Source organism: Pseudomonas sp. SWI36, assembly GCF_002948105.1.
Classification (GTDB): domain Bacteria; phylum Pseudomonadota; class Gammaproteobacteria; order Pseudomonadales; family Pseudomonadaceae; genus Aquipseudomonas; species Aquipseudomonas alloputida.
The window spans coordinates 5083625-5102569 of sequence record NZ_CP026675.1 but is presented as its reverse complement, the minus strand read 5'-3'; the positions used below and the strand labels follow the sequence as shown (position 1 = coordinate 5102569).

At 63.0% G+C, this 18945-nt stretch carries 22 protein-coding genes; 12 read left to right on the top strand and 10 right to left on the bottom strand.

The features are described 5' to 3' along the window. The 4 genes from C4Q27_RS24330 to C4Q27_RS24315 are packed head-to-tail and all read right to left on the bottom strand — an operon-like array spanning position 1 to position 4047. Positions 1-882, bottom strand: a complete 882-nt coding sequence (locus C4Q27_RS24330; RefSeq protein WP_003253990.1) for a branched-chain amino acid ABC transporter permease — start codon at positions 880-882, stop codon at positions 1-3. Beyond that, positions 879-1649, bottom strand: a complete 771-nt coding sequence (locus C4Q27_RS24325; RefSeq protein WP_003253991.1) for an ABC transporter ATP-binding protein — start codon at positions 1647-1649, stop codon at positions 879-881. The genes C4Q27_RS24330 and C4Q27_RS24325 overlap by 4 nt, the downstream gene beginning before the upstream one ends. Beyond that, the gene (locus C4Q27_RS24320; RefSeq protein ID WP_064493312.1) at positions 1646-2617 is read right to left on the bottom strand and encodes an AMP-binding protein; all 972 of its coding nucleotides are present in this window, start codon (positions 2615-2617) and stop codon (positions 1646-1648) included. Before C4Q27_RS24320 ends, C4Q27_RS24325 begins: the two co-directional genes overlap by 4 nt. A gap of 20 nt (positions 2618-2637) precedes the next feature. Further along, a complete protein-coding gene (locus tag C4Q27_RS24315) occupies positions 2638-4047 on the bottom strand; it encodes an LLM class flavin-dependent oxidoreductase (protein WP_064493313.1) in 1410 nt (469 codons plus the stop codon). Between the two features lie 243 nt (positions 4048-4290). Here C4Q27_RS24315 and C4Q27_RS24310 point away from each other — a divergent pair, with 243 nt between their 5' ends. The 5 genes from C4Q27_RS24310 to C4Q27_RS24290 all read left to right on the top strand — a co-directional run bounded on the left by C4Q27_RS24310 (position 4291) and on the right by C4Q27_RS24290 (position 9186). Continuing rightward, positions 4291-5280 (top strand): universal stress protein, encoded by a 990-nt coding sequence (locus C4Q27_RS24310; protein ID WP_064493314.1) that lies wholly within the window; start codon positions 4291-4293, stop codon positions 5278-5280. A 95-nt stretch (positions 5281-5375) separates the two neighbouring features. Continuing rightward, the gene (locus C4Q27_RS24305) at positions 5376-6335 is read left to right on the top strand and encodes a ribose-phosphate pyrophosphokinase (RefSeq protein WP_104887475.1); all 960 of its coding nucleotides are present in this window, start codon (positions 5376-5378) and stop codon (positions 6333-6335) included. A 196-nt stretch (positions 6336-6531) separates the two neighbouring features. After that, positions 6532-7125: a GNAT family N-acetyltransferase gene (locus tag C4Q27_RS24300; protein ID WP_232968616.1), complete on the top strand. Its 594-nt coding sequence runs from the start codon at positions 6532-6534 to the stop codon at positions 7123-7125. Then, the gene (locus C4Q27_RS24295) at positions 7122-7481 is read left to right on the top strand and encodes a cupin domain-containing protein (protein WP_003253997.1); all 360 of its coding nucleotides are present in this window, start codon (positions 7122-7124) and stop codon (positions 7479-7481) included. The genes C4Q27_RS24300 and C4Q27_RS24295 overlap by 4 nt, the downstream gene beginning before the upstream one ends. Before the next feature lie 67 nt (positions 7482-7548). Further along, complete coding sequence (locus C4Q27_RS24290) at positions 7549-9186, top strand: mechanosensitive ion channel family protein (RefSeq protein WP_104887473.1); 1638 nt, start codon at positions 7549-7551, stop codon at positions 9184-9186. Between the two features lie 165 nt (positions 9187-9351). Here C4Q27_RS24290 and C4Q27_RS24285 read toward each other — a convergent pair whose 3' ends face one another. Then, positions 9352-10239, bottom strand: a complete 888-nt coding sequence (locus C4Q27_RS24285) for a MerR family transcriptional regulator (protein ID WP_104887472.1) — start codon at positions 10237-10239, stop codon at positions 9352-9354. 153 nt (positions 10240-10392) lie between these two features. Between C4Q27_RS24285 and C4Q27_RS24280 the strand changes: the two genes are divergently transcribed. From C4Q27_RS24280 to C4Q27_RS24250, 7 genes are all read left to right on the top strand, one after another. Further along, entirely contained in the window at positions 10393-10839 is a 447-nt protein-coding gene (locus C4Q27_RS24280; protein WP_064493318.1) for a PAS domain-containing protein, read from the top strand. 103 nt (positions 10840-10942) lie between these two features. Next, positions 10943-11365 carry a nuclear transport factor 2 family protein gene (locus tag C4Q27_RS24275; protein WP_064493319.1) on the top strand — a complete coding sequence of 141 codons (423 nt, stop codon included), beginning with the start codon at positions 10943-10945 and terminating at the stop codon, positions 11363-11365. Continuing rightward, positions 11362-12114 carry an SDR family oxidoreductase gene (locus tag C4Q27_RS24270; RefSeq protein WP_104887471.1) on the top strand — a complete coding sequence of 251 codons (753 nt, stop codon included), beginning with the start codon at positions 11362-11364 and terminating at the stop codon, positions 12112-12114. Before C4Q27_RS24275 ends, C4Q27_RS24270 begins: the two co-directional genes overlap by 4 nt. A gap of 6 nt (positions 12115-12120) precedes the next feature. Beyond that, the gene (locus tag C4Q27_RS24265) at positions 12121-13368 is read left to right on the top strand and encodes an NAD(P)/FAD-dependent oxidoreductase (RefSeq protein ID WP_104887470.1); all 1248 of its coding nucleotides are present in this window, start codon (positions 12121-12123) and stop codon (positions 13366-13368) included. Further along, positions 13365-14174 (top strand): DUF1365 domain-containing protein, encoded by an 810-nt coding sequence (locus C4Q27_RS24260; RefSeq protein ID WP_010953649.1) that lies wholly within the window; start codon positions 13365-13367, stop codon positions 14172-14174. Before C4Q27_RS24265 ends, C4Q27_RS24260 begins: the two co-directional genes overlap by 4 nt. Continuing rightward, a complete protein-coding gene (locus tag C4Q27_RS24255) occupies positions 14149-15411 on the top strand; it encodes a cyclopropane-fatty-acyl-phospholipid synthase family protein (protein WP_104887469.1) in 1263 nt (420 codons plus the stop codon). Before C4Q27_RS24260 ends, C4Q27_RS24255 begins: the two co-directional genes overlap by 26 nt. Continuing rightward, positions 15411-15899, top strand: coding sequence for a DUF2878 domain-containing protein (locus C4Q27_RS24250; protein WP_104887468.1), 489 nt, complete (start codon positions 15411-15413; stop codon positions 15897-15899). The genes C4Q27_RS24255 and C4Q27_RS24250 overlap by 1 nt, the downstream gene beginning before the upstream one ends. Here C4Q27_RS24250 and C4Q27_RS24245 read toward each other — a convergent pair. From C4Q27_RS24245 to C4Q27_RS24225, 5 genes are read right to left on the bottom strand one after another with little or no spacing between them, the layout of a single operon-like run. Beyond that, positions 15837-16019, bottom strand: a complete 183-nt coding sequence (locus C4Q27_RS24245; protein ID WP_080574912.1) for a DUF2256 domain-containing protein — start codon at positions 16017-16019, stop codon at positions 15837-15839. The genes C4Q27_RS24250 and C4Q27_RS24245 overlap by 63 nt on opposite strands. Further along, positions 16016-17542: a cryptochrome/photolyase family protein gene (locus C4Q27_RS24240; protein WP_104887467.1), complete on the bottom strand. Its 1527-nt coding sequence runs from the start codon at positions 17540-17542 to the stop codon at positions 16016-16018. Before C4Q27_RS24240 ends, C4Q27_RS24245 begins: the two co-directional genes overlap by 4 nt. Positions 17543-17550: 8 nt before the next feature. Then, a complete protein-coding gene (locus C4Q27_RS24235) occupies positions 17551-17856 on the bottom strand; it encodes a DUF6482 family protein (protein WP_003254009.1) in 306 nt (101 codons plus the stop codon). Further along, on the bottom strand, positions 17853-18389 hold the full coding sequence (locus tag C4Q27_RS24230) for a DUF3833 domain-containing protein (protein WP_104887466.1): 537 nt from the start codon (positions 18387-18389) through the stop codon (positions 17853-17855). The genes C4Q27_RS24235 and C4Q27_RS24230 overlap by 4 nt, the downstream gene beginning before the upstream one ends. Before the next feature lie 2 nt (positions 18390-18391). Further along, the gene (locus tag C4Q27_RS24225; RefSeq protein WP_003254011.1) at positions 18392-18928 is read right to left on the bottom strand and encodes a chalcone isomerase family protein; all 537 of its coding nucleotides are present in this window, start codon (positions 18926-18928) and stop codon (positions 18392-18394) included. Positions 18929-18945 lie beyond the last annotated feature (17 nt).

Below are 18945 nucleotides of genomic sequence, written 5' to 3'. Positions count from 1 at the left end.
TCATACCCGTTCGGTGGCCCGGTCGCCGAACAGGCCGGCCGGACGGATGTAGAGGAAGATCAGGGCGAGGAAATAAGCGAACCAGGGCGTGATGCCGCCGCCGATCAGCGGGCCTATGTAGGCTTCGGCGAGGTTCTCGGCGGCACCGACGATCAGCCCGCCGACGATGGCTCCGCCAATCGAGGTGAAGCCGCCGATGATCAGCACCGGCAGCGCCTTGAGCACGACCAGCGAGAGCGAGAACTGCACGCCCTGGCGCGCCCCCCAGAGCAGCCCGGCCACCAGCCCGACCATTCCGGCCACGGCCCAGACGATCTGCCAGATGCGGTTGAGGTTGATGCCCAGCGACAGCGCCGCGCGGGTATCGTCGGCCACCGCACGCAAGGCCACACCGATGCGGGTCTTGTTGAACAGCAGCGCCAGCACCGCCACCAACAAGGCGGAAACGCCGGAGGCGACCAGGTCGAACTGGCTGATCATCAGTTCGCCGACGAACAGCGGGACGTCCTCGATGCCCAGATCCAGCGCGCGCACCTGGGCGCCCATCAAGCCCTGGGCCAGGCCCTCGATGATGAACGACAGGCCGAGGGTGGCCATGAACAGGGTGATCTGCGAACGATTGACCAGGGGCCGCAGCACCAGGCGCTCGATCAGCAGCGCGCCGACGATCATCACCAGTACGGTCAGGGCCAACGCCAGGGCGAACGGCAGGCCCTGCTCGTGCAGGCTAACGAAGGTCAGCGCAGCAAACAGCAGCATCGCGCCCTGGGCGAAGTTGAACACGCCGCTGGCCTTGTAGATCAGCACGAAGCCGATGGCCACCAGCGAATACAGGGTGCCGGCGAGCAAGCCGCCGATTAAGGTTTCCAGGAAGAAGTTCATCCGTGCGGCGCTCCCAGGTAGGCGGCGATCACATCGGGATTGGCCTGCACTTCGGCCGGTGTGCCATCGCCGACCTTGCGCCCGTAGTCCAGCACCACCACGTGGCTGGACAGCCCCATGACCACCTGAATGTCGTGTTCGATGAGAATCACCGTGGTGCCGAGATCACGGTTGATATCGGCGATGAAGCGGCTCATGTCCTGTTTCTCTTCAGCGTTCATCCCCGCCATCGGCTCGTCGAGTAGCAGCAGGGTCGGCTGCGCGATCAGGGCACGCCCCAGCTCCACGCGTTTCTGCAGGCCATAGGCCAGGCTGCCCACGGCAACGTCGCGCCAGGGCTGCAGCTCGAGGAACTCCAGCACCTGCTCGGCGCGCTCGGCGAAAGCCCGGGCCTCGCGCCGGGCACGTGGCAGGCCCAGCGCCTGTTCGAGAAAGAAACTGCGCTGGAAACGCGACAGACCGGTAAGCAGGTTGTCCAGCACACTCATCTTCTTGAACAGCGCATTGTTCTGGAAGGTACGGCCGATCCCCAGCCGCGCCGCCTGCAGCGGGTGCGGCCGGCGCAACGGCTCGGTGGCGAAGAACAGCTGGCCGGCATCGGCCCGGTAGACGCCATTGAGGATGTTCAGCAGCGAGCTCTTGCCGGCGCCATTCGGCCCGATCAGGGCGCAGATCTCGCCGCGCCTGACGCTGAAGGACAAGTCGGAAATCGCCTTCACGCCCTTGAACGACAGCGACACGTTGCGCACCTCCAGCAAAGCACTCATGCCGCGCGCTCCAGATATTCGTGCAGCCATGACAAGCGTGCCGGGCCTTGTAGCGCCACGCTGGCAGACGCACTTGGCACCTCGATCCGGCGCAAGCGATGGAAGCCGAGCAGACGCCGCACCCGCTGCTTCAGCCAGCGACGCAAGCCCTGGTGTGGATTCTCCAGCGTCCAGTCACACAAACGCCGTCGCCAACTGCCTGGTGGCGCCAGGCGGGCATCGATTTCGCCCGCCAGCGCCTCGACCCCCGCAGCGGACAACAACAACCCGGTCGGGGCGATTTCGCGACGGTCGCGACCAGCAGACTCGCTAGTTTCCGGGAAGGCTAGACTTTCGCCATGTTGCAACCAACGGCTCAGCAAATGCCCCAATCCCTCATGCCATTCGGTGCCCTCATCGACCCACAGCACGTCATCTTCGGCGACCTGCGCCCAACCCTGGCGCTGCGCCACCGGCGCCTCGCCGACAAACAGCGTCGACAGCGGCTGCACCTGCCACAAGCCGTTGCTCACGACATTGGCCTGGGCGGAAAACAAACGCAGTGGCCACAGCTCGGCAAGGCCGCTACCCAACCAGTGCGACACGTCTTCACGGCGTTGGACGAAGGCGAACGTCGGACGCCCCTGGCGCAGTTGCCGTTGCAGCTCATCGCCACGGCTGTCGCGGCCAATCACCAGACTCTGGCCGCCAAGCGGGTGGGCAGCCAACGCCAGAATCAGCAGGCTCGGCTCGAAGGCACCACTCAATGCCAGGCGCTGCCCGGGGCCGAACCCCTGCTGGCGCAAGCCGTTGGCAACCCGCTCGACCTCGTGCTGCACATCGATCCAGCGCCAGGCCTTCCACGCACCAAGACGGCGATGACGCAGGGCGATTTGTGTCGGCCGTTCTCTGGCCCAACGCTGCAGCGCCGTCAGCGCGCTGTCGGCCACTACGTCGGGCAACGGCGGATAGCGTTCATGAATGCTCATGCGATGACTCCTCTGCCGATTCAGGCCGGCTCGGCCAGGTTGACATCGACGTTTTCGCGCTGCTGGCTGAGGTCGCGATAGCCGGCGCCAGGATGGTTGGCGGGCAGTCGCGGGCCATCGCCGAACAGCTTCTCGCGCAGGGTTCCGGAACGATATTCGGTCTTGTACACACCGCGTTTCTGCAACTCGGGCACCAGCAGCTCGACCACATCGCGGAAGGTTTCGTGGGCCAGGACGTAAGCCAGGTTGAAGCCGTCCACGTCGGTTTCCTCGACCCAGGCCTGCAGCTCGTCGGCGACGGTCTGCGCACTGCCGACGATCAGCGGGCCGAAGCCGCCAATACCAACCCAATCGGCCAGTTCCTGCACCGTCCATTGCTTATTGGGGTCGGCGGTGGAAAAGGTTTCCACTGCCGACTGAATGGCATTGGTATGGATATGCTTGAGCACCTGGTCGGGCCGGTACTGGCCGAAGTCGATCCCCGTCCATCCCGAGATCAGCGCCAGCGCACCTTCGTAGCTGGTATATGACGTGAGCTCCTGCCACTTGGCCTGAGCCTTGGCGTCGGTCTCGTCGACGATCACCGTCTGCAGGTTGAAGATCAGCACCTTGCGTGGATCACGCCCGGCCTCGGCAGCGCGACGGCGGATGTCGGCCACGGTTTTCTTCAGGATCACCTTGGACGGTGCGGCGACGAACACGCACTCGGCGTGTCCGGCGGCGAAGTCCTTGCCACGGCTCGACGCCCCCGCCTGATAGAGCACCGGCGTGCGCTGCGGCGAAGGCTCGCAGAGGTGGATGCCGGGCACCTGGAAGTGCTTGCCCTGATGGCGGATCGCATGAACCTTGCTCGGATCGCTGAAAATACCGCGCTCGCGATCACGCAGCACAGCGCCCTCTTCCCAGCTCCCCTCGAACAGCTTGTAGAGCACTTCAAGATATTCGTCGGCGTAGTCGTAGCGCGCATCGTGGTCGCTCAGCGCCTTCTGCCCGAGGTTGCGCGCGCCGCTGTCGAGGTACGAGGTAACGATGTTCCAGCCGATGCGCCCCTTGGTCAGGTGATCCAGGGTCGACAGGCGCCGGGCGAAAGGGTACGGGTGCTCGAACGTCAGCGAGGCGGTGAGGCCAAAACCGAGGTGTTCGGTAACCAGCGCCATCGGGGTGATCAGCGCCAGCGGATCATTGACCGGAACCTGGGTCGCCTGGCGGATCGCCGCATCGCCATTGCCGCCCAGCACGTCGTAGATGCCGATCACGTCGGCGATGAAGATGCCGTCAAACTTACCGCGCTCAAGCAACTTGGCCAGATCCGTCCAGTATTCCAGATCCTTGTATTGCCAGGCGCGATCCTTGGGGTGCCTCCAGAGTCCGGGCGACTGATGGCCGACACAGTTCATCTCGAAGGCGTTCAAACGAATTTCACGTGGCATGGGGGCTCCTGATCGATAGGCTCGGCACCCTGTTTCGGCGCCTCTCAATGCTCCATCAACACAATCCATGCCAATAAATATTTTTTTTATTTACAATGACATAGAGATTACTCGAAGCAGCTTTAATGCCTGCAGGACGACATCACTGCTGATCAGCTGTACAACAGCGAACAGTGTTGATGCGCAGCGAGAAACATGCCGAGCTCTGCGACCCGGTCATGAGTACACCGCATTCAGCCAATCTTGATAAATATCAAGGTCATCGAGCCCCACTGCGTCACGCTTGGCCTGAACCGGTGGGCCTTCATCGAGGCTGCCACCGCGGTGGAGGCCATCATGAACACTTACTCAAGACTGCTGCTGATCTGCCATCCAGACCTGCACCCTTCGCCTGCCCTGACGCGTGCTCAAGCGCTGAGCAGTGCGACAGGTGCTACCTTGCACCTGGTGGCGCTCAGTCAATTGCCCTCGCGCCTGGCAACCCTGGACCAGGTGCTACGCAAAAACGCCCGCAAGCAGGACGCCGAGCATCGAAAGGCTTGGCTCGCTGACCAGGTGAAGGCGATGGGCGAACTGGGCATTACCGCCTACGCCGAGACACTGGACGATCAAGACCCGCTCAAGGACTTGATCCGGCTGGCCCAACTGCACCGGATAGGGATGGTGATCAAGGACATCCAGCACGAAACCGCCTTGAGCCGTGCCCTGCTCACGCCATTGGACTGGCAATTGCTACGCCGCTGCCCGATCCCGCTGCACCTGGTAGCCCAGGCTGAAACGACGCTGCCAGCGCGCGTACTCGTCGCCGTGGACCTGGTCGAGCACGACCCGCTGATCGAGAAGCTCAACGACCACATCCTGCAATCGGCACAGGCACTGGCACAACGCTGCAAGGCGCAACTGCATCTGCTGCAGGCCTACGAACCCAGCGCCAGCTTCGTTGCCTATGCCGCCGCACCCGTTGCCTGGACAGACAAACTGGCCGAGGAAATGTCCGGTCGTGCGCGCGAGCGCATGGCGACGTTCGGCGGCCGTTATGGCATCAAGCCAGATCACCTGCACCTGGTGCGGGGTGCTGCCCGTAACGTGGTCAGCGAATACGCGAACCAGCAAGGCTTCGATGTGGTGGTGATGGGCACGCTCTACCACGAGGGGGTGAGCAAGGTCGTCGGCAGTACTACCGAGCAAACCCTGTACAAGATTCACTCCAGTATTCTGGCGATTCACGGTTGAACGATCGCCCGCTGGCTATGCTCGACTGGATACTCATCAAACCGCACAGTGCCATGCAGCTCATGTCGCTGTGAACGACCTCTGGAGCGCAGGGCATGAATGACACACCGCCGTTGCTGTTCGCCTTGCAAGGCAGCCAGGCCTATGGGAATGCCTTGGCGCAACGCTTGGGCAGGAAACTGTCTGCACATGAAGAGCGCGACTACGAGGACGGAGAGCACAAGTGCTGGCCTGGCGAATCGGTGGACGGTCGATCGGTCATCGTCTTTCACTCGCTGTATGGTGACGCGCACCACAGCGCGCATGACAAGCTATGCCGGTTGTTGTTCTTCTGTGGCGCGCTCAAGGACGCTGCTGCCCGCCAGGTGACGGCAGTCACGCCTTACCTCTGTTATGGTCGCAAGGACCGCAAGGTGGAGTTTCAGGACGCTATCATCACCCGCCATGTGGCTCGGCTGATGGAAAGCTGCGGCGTGGACCGCATTGTGGCGCTGGACGTGCACAACCCCAGCGCCTTCGACAACGCCTACCGAATCCCGAGCTGGAACCTGCAATGCACCCAGCTATTCGCCCAACGCCTGGCCCCGCTACTCGGTGAGCAGGCGGTCACGGTCGTGTCACCGGATATCGGTGGCGTCAAACGCGCGGAGCAGTTTCGCCAGGCCCTGGCGCACCTGCTGGCGCGCCCGGTCTCGGTGGCCATGATGGAAAAACACCGCCAGCAGGCAGGCCTGAGCGGCGAACACCTGGTCGGTAACGTGGCAGGCAGCACCGTCATCGTGTTCGATGACCTGATCAGCACGGGGCAGACGCTGCTACGCGCTGCCCAGGCCTGCCGGCAGGCCGGAGCCAGCCGCCTACTGGCTGCGGCCACCCACGGCCTGTTCACCACCGGTGGCGAGCTGTTCGACAGCGGCGCGTTCGAACGGGTACTGGTGGCCGACAGCATCGCCCCCTTTCGCCTGCCCGTGCGATGCCTGGCGCAACTGGATATCGTCGATACCAGCGCCTTGGTCGCCGAGTTGCTTGCCAACCGTCCGGGCACTGGCGCATGACCCCGGTGCAGGCGGCGCCGGCGGAGTGTCCCTGCTCCTGAAATCGTCGGGCCATTTGGCCATGAGGGCAGTGTCGCAGGCCATGCTGATGGTGTTCGCGCAGAGCATCATGGGAACCGCTATAACCGTCTACCCTGCCCCCAGCCAAAGGCGTAGCCCTTGAAAACTGAACCCCGGCACCATGGGAGCACTGCACATGCCTATCGACTTCAGACCCGCTCGAGTCTCGGACGCGCATGATATTGCGCGCTTCTTTCAACTGACATCGGAGGGCATGGCCGATTACATATGGAGCAAGCTCGCCGCACCTGGAGAAGCCTTGCTGAGTGTCGGTGCGTCTCGCTATGCCAGAGAACAGGGCGACTTTTCATACAAGAACTGCCTGATGGCCACTTTTGAAGGGCGCGTCATCGGCATGATGCATAGCTATGCCTTGCGCGCAACGCCTGACAGGCCAGTCGAGACCGACCCCGTCCTCGCGCCTTATTCCGACATGGAAATACCCGATACCTTGTACATATCCAGCCTGGCACTGGATGAGGCCTGGCGGAGCCAGGGGCTGGGTGCCGAGTTTCTTCGCCACGCCCAGCAGCGCGCTGACGACGCAGGCCTCGATGGACTGTGCCTGATCGATTACGAAGAAAACCACGGTGCACGCCGCTTCTACGAACGTCATGGTTTTCAAATTGTTAAAACCTGCCAGATCGTTCCGCACCCGATGCTGGGCGTCACCGGTGAAGCCTATTTAATGTATCGCCCTACTCACAACGTGCTCGAGAAACAGCCATGAACCAGAAACTGACCGTGTTCCGCGAACTGGATATCCAACCGCTGCGCGACCTGCCCTTCTTTGAAGAAGTATTGGAAGGCACCCCTCACACGCTGACGTCCAAGTACTATCACGATGAACAGCAAGGTCGCATTTCCGGAGAATGGGAAGCCAGCACCGGGGCGTGGCGCATTGACTACAAAGTCTGGGAGTTCTGCCATGTCCTGAGTGGGTGCTGCGTCATCGAGCTTGAGGGTTGCGCCCCGGTCACACTGGCCGCTGGCGACACGTTCATTATCGAACCGGGCGCCAAGGGCAAATGGACCGTAGTGGAAGACATGAAGAAGAATTTCGTGATCCTCGTGCCCGCGAACTAAGCCACTGAATGCTTGCTGAAGCCGACTATGCTGGTAGCAATCCACTCGTCGGCACAGGGGCTGTTAAATGGGCATGAAGCGCAGGTTGGGACGGGCTGCTTGGCTGATGCTACTGATCCACGTGCTGTTCTCGCCCCTGCTCCACGCAGACACCCCTCAGGTCGGGCCAGAGATAGAGGGTGTGATTGCCGAACCCGCCCCGCTGACCGTCATCAACCGCACGGTGCTGGTCTTTCGTGCGACGCTTCTGGGCGAAACACCCAAGGTGCGCGCCCAGCGCGCCAAGAAGGTCATCGAGGAAACGCTCCAGGAAACGAACGACCTGGAGGTTCGCGTCGACCCTATCCTGCGCAGCTACCTGGTGCTGCTGGGCGGGCGCCGTGCATTCATCGTGACGCCACTGGATGCTGCGGCCGACAACATTACAACAGGCGAAGCCGCCGAGCAGGCCGCCGAGAACCTGCGCCTTGTCGTCGAGGAAACCCGTCAGGCGCGTAGCCTGCGGTTCTTGCTCACCGCGATAGGCTACAGCGCTGCGGCAACCGTGGTCTTTTTCATGCTGGTAAAGGCCGCAGGCTACTGTCGACGCAAGCTCCTGGGGCTGCTGCCCAAACTGATGGGCAAACACTCCGAGCGCCTCAAGGTCGGCCACACGCAACTGTTCGACCTGCAGAACCTGTACTACCTGATCGACCGCTCACTCTGGCTGCTGTACTGGTTGGTCGTGCTGTTGTTCTGCTACCAGTGGCTGGGCTTCGTGCTGTCTCAGTTCCCCTACACAAGGTCTTGGGGGGAAAGCCTCAATATTCACCTGATGGAGCTGCTCAACTACCTGATCAGCGGTATTTTGCGTGCCATGCCCGGCCTGGCCGTTGCACTGTCGATCTTCTTCATCGCCCGTGGCATAAGCGCCTTCTCCAAGCGTGTGCTAAGGCGCATGGCACGCCCAGGCACGTTGAAATGGCTGACCGCCGAAACCTTGCAACCGACCATGCGCCTGACGTCGCTGGCGATCTGGCTCTTCGCCCTGGTGATGGCCTACCCCTATCTACCCGGCTCGGGTACCGATGCCTTCAAGGGGTTGTCAGTGTTGCTCGGTCTGATGATTTCACTGGGGGCGACCAGTGTCATCGGCCAAGGCGCCGCCGGACTGATCCTCACCTACACGCGCACGCTGCGCGCCGGTGAATTTGTACGTGTGGGGGATTACGAGGGCACGGTGACCGAGGTGGGCATGTTCACCACGACCATTCGCACCGGGCTTGGCGAAGTGCTGACACTCCCCAACTCGATGATTACCGGCTCGGTGACCAAGAACTACTCACGTATCGTGCAAGGGCCAGGCTATGTGGTCGATACCGTGGTGACCATCGGCTATGACACCCCGTGGCGTCAGGTCGAGGCGATGTTGCTGGAAGCGGCTCGGCGCACCGACGGCGTGCTGCAAACGCCCACGCCCCAGGTATTCCAGACGGCGCTGTCGGACTTCTACCCCGAGTACCGATTAGTGGCCCAGGCCATTCCGTCAGAGCCCAGGCCCCGCGCGCAACTACTGAGCCTGTTGCACGCCAATATCCAGGACGTGTTCAACGAGTATGGGGTGCAAATCATGTCGCCTCACTACCTGGGCGACCCCGAGCAACCCAAATGGGTGCCCAAGGAGCAGTGGCACGCGGCCCCGTCCAAACCTGAAAATACCGCGTGAGCGATGAGGCCTCACGTGCCGGTCAGCGCAATGATCAGCGGCCCACAGACCGCCAGCAGGACATTGGAGACGGTGAGGCCGATTGGGTCCAAAGCATGCCGAGCAGCGCCCCCATCCCCAACCCGCTATGCACCCAACCACTTTGAGTACGGCGCAGAACCAAGCTCAAACGTCCAGCGCCCCCCTGAGCAAGGCATCAAGCACACGCGCGACGTCAGCACCCTGCTCGTCCAGCAGGCATACCGGCAGCCCGTGCAAGGCCGCTTGCACACCGGCCAGCCCCTCGCCCGTCAAGGCCAACGGACAATCAATTTCCATCTGCAGCGAGCGCAGGCGCTTGGCCAAGGCAGGGCTCACCGGTGGCTGCAGCGCGATCACCAGTGCCGCAGGCTGCACCGCTGCACACAGCAGCGGGAGCTCTTCCAGCGGCTGCCCGCAGCCGAGCACTTCGATGCGTTGTCGCTCGCTGCTCAACAGCAGCCCGGCGCACAACACCTGGCATTCGGCTTGGCCCTCGGTACCCGCCAGCAGCACCCGCGGCGCATCGACCTGGTTCATCTGCAGGCGCAGCAGCAGCCGGGCGCGCAAGAACGTATCGAGAAACAGCCATTGGCTACGCTGGCCTGGCGCAGTGCCTGAAGCCAGCTCATGCCAAACCGGCATCAGCACGTCCCGCAGCACCGTGGCCTTTGGCAAAAGTGTGAACAGCTGTCCATGGATCGCTTCCAGCGCCTGCGCATCGAATGCCCTGGAAGCGCGCGCAACGGCGGCGCGCCAGTCGTCAAAGGCCGAGGGCTGCTGCACAGGCGCCTCAGGCTGGCCGGCGAGCCTGTCACCCACCTTGCTGATGGGCAGGCCGTTGGCGGTCCAGCGCAAGATGTCGCGTATTCGCTGCACATCCTGAGCCGTGTACAAGCGATGGCCGCCCTCGGTGCGCTGCGGGCGAATCAACCCATGACGCCGCTCCCAGGCACGCAAGGTCACCGGATTGATGCCGGTCAGGCTGACCACATCGCGCATGGGTAGCAATTCGGGTGGGGTGGCGTCGGTCATAACGAGGTGTCATCCAGAGGGTGATACATTCTAAACCCAGATGCACCTTCTGCGGCGAGCCTCCTTGGTTCATCATGCAACAAACGGCGCCAAAAGCTTCTGCACGGAAGCCTTTGGCGCACATCGCATACGAAATGCCTGTAGGTGAGCCCCATGATCAACGCAAAACTCCTGCAACTGATGGTCGAACATTCCAACGATGGCATCGTCGTCGCCGAGCAGGAAGGCAATGAGAGCATCCTTATCTACGTCAACCCGGCCTTCGAGCGCCTGACCGGCTATTGCGCCGACGATATTCTCTATCAGGACTGCCGTTTTCTTCAGGGCGAGGATCACGACCAGCCGGGCATCGCAACCATCCGCGAAGCGATCCGCGAAGGCCGCCCCTGCTGCCAGGTGCTGCGCAACTACCGCAAAGACGGCAGCCTGTTCTGGAACGAGTTGTCCATCACACCGGTGCACAACGAGGCGGACCAGCTGACCTACTACATCGGCATCCAGCGCGATGTCACAGCGCAAGTATTCGCCGAGGAAAGGGTTCGCGAGCTGGAGGCTGAAGTGGCGGAACTGCGCCGGCAGCAGGGCCAGGCCAAGCGCTGACAAAAAACCTATACAAGGACGTTGACTTGTATAGATAAAAGCTTAGGCTTCAGTTATACCTGTACAACAATTCAATGTTGTACAGGATTGCCTGGAGCCCAGTATGTCAGCGTACCTACAGCAGTTCGCCGAGCGCTTCGCCCGCCTTGATGGGGCGAGCCTCGACACGCTGGATAAACTGTACAGCGACGATGTTACCTTCCGTGATCCCCTGCACCAGATACAGGGGCTGCAGGCCCTGCATGCCTACTTCGAGCAGTTGTACGCCAACGCCACCGATATCCGCTACGCCTTCACCAGCGCCGACGAGGTAAAGCCCGGGCAGGGCTACCTGCGTTGGACACTGCAGTTTTGCCACCCGCGCCTGGCCGGCGGCCAGCCGATCACGTTGCAAGGCTGCAGCTGCCTGCATTGGCGCGACCGTGTGCATTTTCACCAGGACTATTTCGACGCCGGCGCCCTGCTTTATGAGCACCTTCCCGTCATGGGCACAGCAATCCGCTGGCTCAAAGGCAGGCTGGCATGAGCCGCTGTTGGCTGACCGGCGCCAGCAGCGGTATCGGTGCCGCGCTCGCGCAAGTCCTCCTGGAGCAAGGCCACCAAGTCGCCTTGGGCGGGCGCAACGCCGACCGTCTTGCCCCGCTGGCCGAACGGTTTCCCGGGCAGGCATTGCTGGCCATTGGCGATCTTGACAACCCGGAGCAGGTCGCCGGCATCGCTGCGCAAATCGAGCAGGCCTGGGGAGGCCTGGACATGGCCATTCTCAATGCCGGCACCTGCGAATACCTGGAGCCTGGGCATTTCGATCCGGCGTTGGTCGAGCGCGTCATGCGCACCAACCTGCTGGGCGTCAGCTACTGCCTGGCGGCAGCATTGCCCTTGCTTCGCGCAGGCAAACGCCCCCACCTGGTGGTGATGGGCAGTTCGGTAACCTGGCTGGCCTTGCCCCGCGCTGGCGCCTATGGCGCGTCCAAGGCCGCAGTGCGCTATCTGGTGGAGTCACAGCGAATCGACCTGGCCCGCGAAGGCATCGCGGTCACCTTGGTAAGCCCAGGCTTCGTGGACACGCCACTGACCCGGCGCAACGATTTCCCCATGCCACAGTTGTGGTCCGCGCAGCGTGCCGCCCGGCATATCGCCAGGCGCCTGCCCCGCCGCCCCCTGGAAATCAACTTCCCCGGTCTTTTCACCTTGGTGTTGCGCCTGCTCGGGGCGCTGCCCGCGCGTCTGCGCCTGGCGCTGGGCCAACGCCTCGCCCGTCATGAACAGGAATGATGATCCATGCGTATAGCAATCATCGGCAGTGGCATCGCGGGGCTGACCTGCGCCCATTTGCTGTCACGCAAACACGAAGTCACGGTTTTCGAGACCGAGCAATGGGTCGGGGGCCACACGCACACCCTTGATGTGGTCTGGAAAGGCCAGCGCCATGCAATAGATACCGGTTTCATCGTCTTCAACGACTGGACATACCCGAACTTCATCCGCTTGCTCGACCAGCTTCAGGTGCCATCACAGCCGACCGAGATGAGCTTTTCCGTGCATGACCCGATCACGGGCCTGGAATATAACGGCCACGACCTGAACACCCTGTTCGCCCAACGCAGCAACCTGGTGTCCCCAGGGTTCTGGGGGATGATCCGGGACATTCTGCGTTTCAACCGTCAGGCACTGGCCGACCTGGACAACCGGCGTATCGATGCCAGCACCACGCTGGGCGACTACCTTCAAGCGAACCGCTATGGGCAACGCTTCATCGATCATTACATCGTGCCGATGGGGTCGGCGATCTGGTCGATGTCTCGCGCAGACATGCTCCACTTCCCGCTTGAGTTCTTTGTGCGCTTCTGCCGCAACCACGGCTTGCTGTCGGTCAACCAACGTCCACAGTGGCGGGTGATCAAAGGCGGCTCGCGCAGCTATGTCGCACCGCTGTGCCGACCGTTCGCTGAGCGCATCCGCCTCAACTGCAAGGTTTACCGGGTCAGCCGCGACGAAGGTGGCGTGACCCTCGTGAACGCGGCCGGCACCGAACGCTTCGACAATGTGGTGTTCGCTTGCCACAGCGATCAGGCCCTGGCGCTGCTGGAAAGCCCCAGCAACCAGGAGCGCGCCGTACTCGGCGCCATCGATTACGCCAGCAACGACGTGGTGCTGCACACCGATACCCGTCTGCTGCCACGCCGCCAGCGCGCCTGGGCCAGCTGGAACTACCGCCTGGGCGGCACCGAGCAGGCTCCCGCCGCGCTGACCTACAACATGAACATTCTGCAAGGTATCCAGGCACCGACAACCTTCTGCGTGAGCCTCAACCAGACCGCACTGATAGACCCGGCGCAGGTGATCGCCCGCTTCCAGTACGCCCATCCCCAGTACAGCGTTGCAGCGTCCGCCGCGCAAGCGTGCCAGGAGCAACTGCAAGGGCAACAGCACAGTTACTTCTGCGGCGCCTACTGGGGCAATGGCTTTCATGAAGACGGGGTGGTCAGCGCACTTAAGGTGGCCGCGCACTTCGGAGAGCAACTGTGAACAGCAGCCTCTGCGTGGGCTGGATCAGCCACCGTCGGCTGACGCCGCGGGTCCACGCGTTCCGCTACCGGATCGGCATGTTCTACCTGGACCTGGACGAACAATCCTGGCTGATGGGCCTGTCACGCTGGCTGGGACGCTGGCGCCTGGCGCCGTTGTGCTGGCGCGAGACCGACTACCTGCCCGCCCTGACCCGCCAAGGCGAATCGCTGGCCCAGGCTGCACGCTTGCTGGTCGGGCAGGCGACGGGGCACCTGCCCGAAGGCCGGGTACAGCTGCTCACGCAACTGCGGTGCTGGGGGCTGTCGTTCAACCCGGTGAGTTTCTATTTCTGCCATGACCGCGACGGGTGCCTGACCGCGATCCTGATGGAAGTGCGCAACACGCCCTGGCGTGAACGCTTTCATTACGTGCTCCCGGTGCAAGGCAACCTTGCCAGGCCCTTCAGCGTCGGCAAGGCCTTCCATGTGTCGCCGTTCATGCCGTTGGACATGGACTATCGCCTGCGCTTTTTCCTGGACACGGACCATGTACGCATTCAGATGCAGAACTGGCAAGGCGGCACAAAGGTGTTCGAGGCCGACCTCGCCCTGCGCCGCAAGCCACTGGATGGAGCAGCGTTACGTCGGTATGTCCTGAACTTCCCATGGATGAGCCTGCGCACTGTCTCGGCCATCTACTGGCAAGCGCTGCGCCTGTTACTCAAACGCACCCCCGTGCATGACCACACCACCTGCCAGGGTGACCTGGCACTCGGCCAACCTTGCGAGGACCTTGATGATGTCAAATCCCACCCTGAGCGTTAGCAAGTTCGCAGGCCTTGCGCCCCTGCTCGGCGGGCTGGCACGAAGCACCGTGCTCGCCCAGTTGGGCAAGCTGCGTCACGGCCACCTGCGCCTGCTCAGCCACGGGCAGCAGTGGAGTTTCGGTGATGCCGACAGCCCGTTGCAGGCCGAGGTGGAGATCCTCGATGACGCCACCTGGAGCCTGATCGCCGGCAATGGCTCGATCGGTGCTGGCGAAGCCTACATTCACGGCTATTGGCGCAGCCCCGACCTGGCGCTGGTGACCCGCCTGTTCGTCGCCAACCTTGAAGTGCTCGACGCGCTCGAGGGTGGCCTGGCCCGCTTGGGCCGCCCTGCCCTGCGCCTGCTGCACCGGCTCAACCGCAACGACAAGCGCGGTGCCCGGCGCAACATTCTGGCCCACTACGACCTGGGCAATGCCCTGTTCGAGCGGCTGCTGGACCCCACCATGATGTATTCGGCTGCGCAATTCGAATACCCTGGGCAAACATTGGAGCAGGCCCAGCTGCACAAGCTGGAGCGCATCTGCCAGAAGCTCGAGCTGAGCCCTGACGATCACCTGCTGGAAATTGGCAGCGGCTGGGGCAGCCTCGCTATCCACGCAGCCACCCGCTATGGCTGCAGGGTCACCACCACAACGCTCTCCGAGGCCCAGTACAGCCATACCCTGCAGCGCGTCAAGGCCTTGGGGCTGGGGCAGCGCGTGCAAGTGCTCCGCGAAGACTACCGCGACCTTCAAGGCACGTTCGATAAACTGGTTTCGATCGAGATGATCGAAGCGGTCGGCCATCGCTACCTGCCGGTGTATTTCCGCCAATGTGCTTCGCTGCTCAAGCCTGAAGGCCTGATGCTATTGCAGGCGATCACCATCCGCGACCAGCGCTATGCCCAGGCGCAGCGCTCGGTCGACTTTATCCAGCGCTACATCTTCCCCGGTGGCGCCCTGCCTTCGCTGAGCGTGTTGCTCGACACCGCCAGCCGGCACACTGGCCTGAACCTTGTGCACATGGAAGATTTTGGCCTGGACTACGCCCACACCCTGCGACACTGGCGCGAAAACCTGCGTCAGGCACGCACTGCGCTGACGGACCTTGGCTACGACGACATGTTCCAGCGCCTGTGGGAGTTTTACCTCTGCTATTGCCAGGGCGGTTTCGAGGAACGCGCGATCGGTGTTGCGCACCTGCTCTGGGCAGCACCCCAGGCACGCCGCGCGCCCTTGCCTGGCGGTGCCTGATGCACAGCCGCTGGCTGATCGGCAATGCCCTCTGGCTGCAAGCCGGCTGGTGGGTCTGCGTGCTGGGCGCCGAGCGGCCTTTGCTGTTGCTGCTGGTGATTCCGGGCGTGGCAGTGCACCTGCGCCTGTGCCCGGACATCAATGCCGAGCTCAAGGCGCTGTTGCGTGTCACCTTTGTCGGCTGCGTGCTCGACAGCGTGCTGGGAGCACTGGGGGTGTTCGGTTTCGACGCCGGGCCCCTGCCGCTGTGGCTAGCGCTGCTGTGGTTGGTGCTGGCCAGCGGGATGCGTCACAGCCTGGCATGGGCCGGCAGGCACTGGCGAATCGGCGCACTGCTGGGGGCGATTGGCGGCCCTCTGGCCTACGTAGGCGGCGCCAGGCTGGCAGGTGTCGCCTTGCCATTGGGCGCGCTGGAAACCGGCCTGCTACTGATGCCGATATGGGCTTTGGCCCTGCCCCTGCTGGCGCGCATCGCGGCGCGGCGCTGACCGCCGACATCGCTCGGAACAGTAGCGCACCTGCTCCCAACAGCGTGCCCAGCGCTTGCGCCAGGTGAACGGCCGGCCACACACCACGCAAACCTTGCTGGGCAGAAGGCTCTTTTTCACAACGCCTGCCCCGCATCGAGCCGCGCCAGCAATGACTGGCCACGTTGCCACACCGCATCGCGACGGCCAGCGGGCATGCCATCAAGGCTGCGATAGACCAGGGCCAGGCGCGGGTTAGCCGAGAGCTGGGGGCGATGGCGAATAAGAAAATGCCAATACAAGGCATTGAACGGGCAGGCATCGTCTTCGGTCACCTGGTCGACCCTGTAACTGCAAGCCTTGCAATGGTCGGACATGCGCTGGATATAACGACCACTGGCGCAGTACGGCTTGGACCCCAGGTAGCCGCCGTCGGCGTGCATCACCATGCCAAGCGTGTTGGGCAGTTCGACCCACTCGAAGGCATCCATGTAGACCGCCAGGTACCACTCACAAATCTCGGTTGGCACGATACCGGCCAGCAAGGCGAAGTTGCCGGTAACCATCAACCGCTGAATATGGTGAGCGTAGCCCAACCGCAGGGTCTGCCCGATGGCCTGCGCCATGCAGCGCATGCGGGTGCGCCCGGTCCAGTAGAATTCTGGCAGCGCCCGGTGGTTGTTCAGGTGATTGAGCCCGGCATACGCCGGCATGCGCTGCCAATAGATGCCACGCACATACTCACGCCAGCCGATCAGCTGGCGAATGAAGCCTTCGGCTGCATTGAGCGGCACCCGCCCCTCACGCCAGGCTTTGTCGACGTCGTCGCACAGACGACGTACATCCAGAAGGCCGATGTTGAGCGCCGCACTGATGCGCGCATGAAACAGGTACGGCTCGCCTTCGGCCATCGCATCCTGGTAGTCACCGAAAGCCGCCAGGCCGAAATCCAGAAAATGCTGCCACAGCTGTTGTGCCTCGGCATGGGTCACGGGGTAATCGAAACCGTCGACGCCCCCGTAGTGGTCGCTGAAGCGCTGACGCACCAAGGCCACCACCGCTGCCGTGATGTCGTCTTGCGCAAAATGCGCAGCGAATGGGCCACGCAGCTGCCGTGGCAATGGCTTGCGATTGTCGCCATCGAAATTCCAGGCTCCCCCTGCCGGGCTGCCGTCAGGCTCCATGAGCAGGCCGGTTCGCTTGCGCATGCCACGGTAGAAGTGCTCCATACGCAGCTGGCGACGTTCTGTGGCCCAGCGCCCGAAGGCTTCACGGGAGCACAGAAAACGCGTGTCGCGAAACCACACAAGCGGCAGTGCGGCATCACGCAAGGCCTGCTCCAGGCGCCACTCACCGCACTCGGTCAAGTGAATGTGGGTGGCGCCCAAGGCTTGTTGCCATCGACGCAACTCACCCACGATGCTGCCGCTGTTACCCTCGGCGTCCAGCTCGACATAGTGCACCTGCCAACCCCGTTCACGCAGGGCCTGGGCAAAATGCCGCATGGCGCTGAAGATGAGAACGATCTTCAGCGGATGATGAGGTACGTATCGGGCCTCCCCCTCCACTTCCGCCATCAGGACCGCATCGCGAGCAGGGTCAAGGGACGTCAGACTTGCCAGGTCGAACGACAGTTGGTCACCCAGCACCAGGCCCAGGCGCATCGTCCGGGCTACCACTGGCTGGTGAGCGTTACCGGTACACGCAGCGGCGCGATGGGGCCGTCACGTTGCCCGCACATCTCATCATGCACCACCTGCTGCACCAGCATGCACGGCACCGGCGGCAGGTCGGCCAGCAACTGCCGCAGTTCGGTCGTGGAGCGCACGCGCACGGGCTGCCCCTGGGCATCGCTCAATGTCACAGGGCCGGCGTCGGTCAGGGCGCGCAGGAGGTAGAAGCCACCCTCCAGCGACAGCAGTTCAAGTTCCTTGGCTTCGCCGGTCGAAACCAGCTGGGTCAGCGCGATCAGGTTCATGGTGTGCCCTCTGGCAGGCGGCGGAAGAACAAGGTGATCTGGCCAATCTCCACGCCCAGCTTGCTCATGCTCGAGCGGTTGATCAGGGTGTCGTCATCCATGAGGTACATCCAGTCGTCCAGGTCTACCTGCCAGTGCCGCCCGTCGACCGGCAGATCCAGTTGGTAACGCCATCGCAGCGCGTTGCCCGCCACTTCGCCACGCGCCTCGCCGATCACGTCCCCCGCTGTTCCCCGCCAGCGCCCGGGGCCGTCCGGCACCAGCGTCCAGGTACGCTGCTGGCGTGTGCCATCGCTATAGAGAAAATGCTCGTCGAGGATCAGCCGTTCACCTTCGCGGCGGCTGTCGATGCGCACATGGAAGCGCTTGACCACCTCCCCGGAACGCTTCTGGAACATCCCCCACGCCTGAACCGGGCGCGAGAAGAACGCCGCCAGGTCCAGCTTCGGCTGCTCCTGGGCATAGTGCTCGATACCGACATTGCCACAACTGCCCAGAAGCAGGCAGGCAGCCAGAAACAGCGCTTTGTACATGTTCAGGCTCCTCGGTCATCGCCAGCCAGCCCAAGCAGCCGCTGACGCAATTGGGGGTCTCTGGCCCGCGGGTCAAGCCAGATGGCGAAGAAGGCCCGGGCGAACACCGGATCGTCGATCGCGTGGCTCAATTTGCCGTCGACGTAAAAGCGGCAACCCTGCCCCGGCAGGTACAAGCCCGTGATGCGCATGCCAGGGCTCACGTCCACGAATGCCTGCTCAATCGCCCTGGTCCATGCCGCGCGTTGCTGTGCCGTCATGCTGCCGCCACCCAGGCGTTGCATTTCCTCGAGGCTGGCCTTGACCAGCGTGTCCCGGGACAATGAACGGTGATACAGCAGCTCAAGGGCGAACGGCTGGTTCCAGTCCTGAACCGGGCCAACTGCCCATAACCGGGCGGTATACAGCCGCAGGCCAAACCAGGTGAAATCACCGGCGCCCAGCCGTTGCGCCGCAGGCAGCTCCGCTCGCCAGTCTGCCGCCGACGACATGGCGGCTAGCAGCAGGCACAGACAGGTCCAACGTGCAGGGTGCGCCATTCTGACCTCGAGCACTT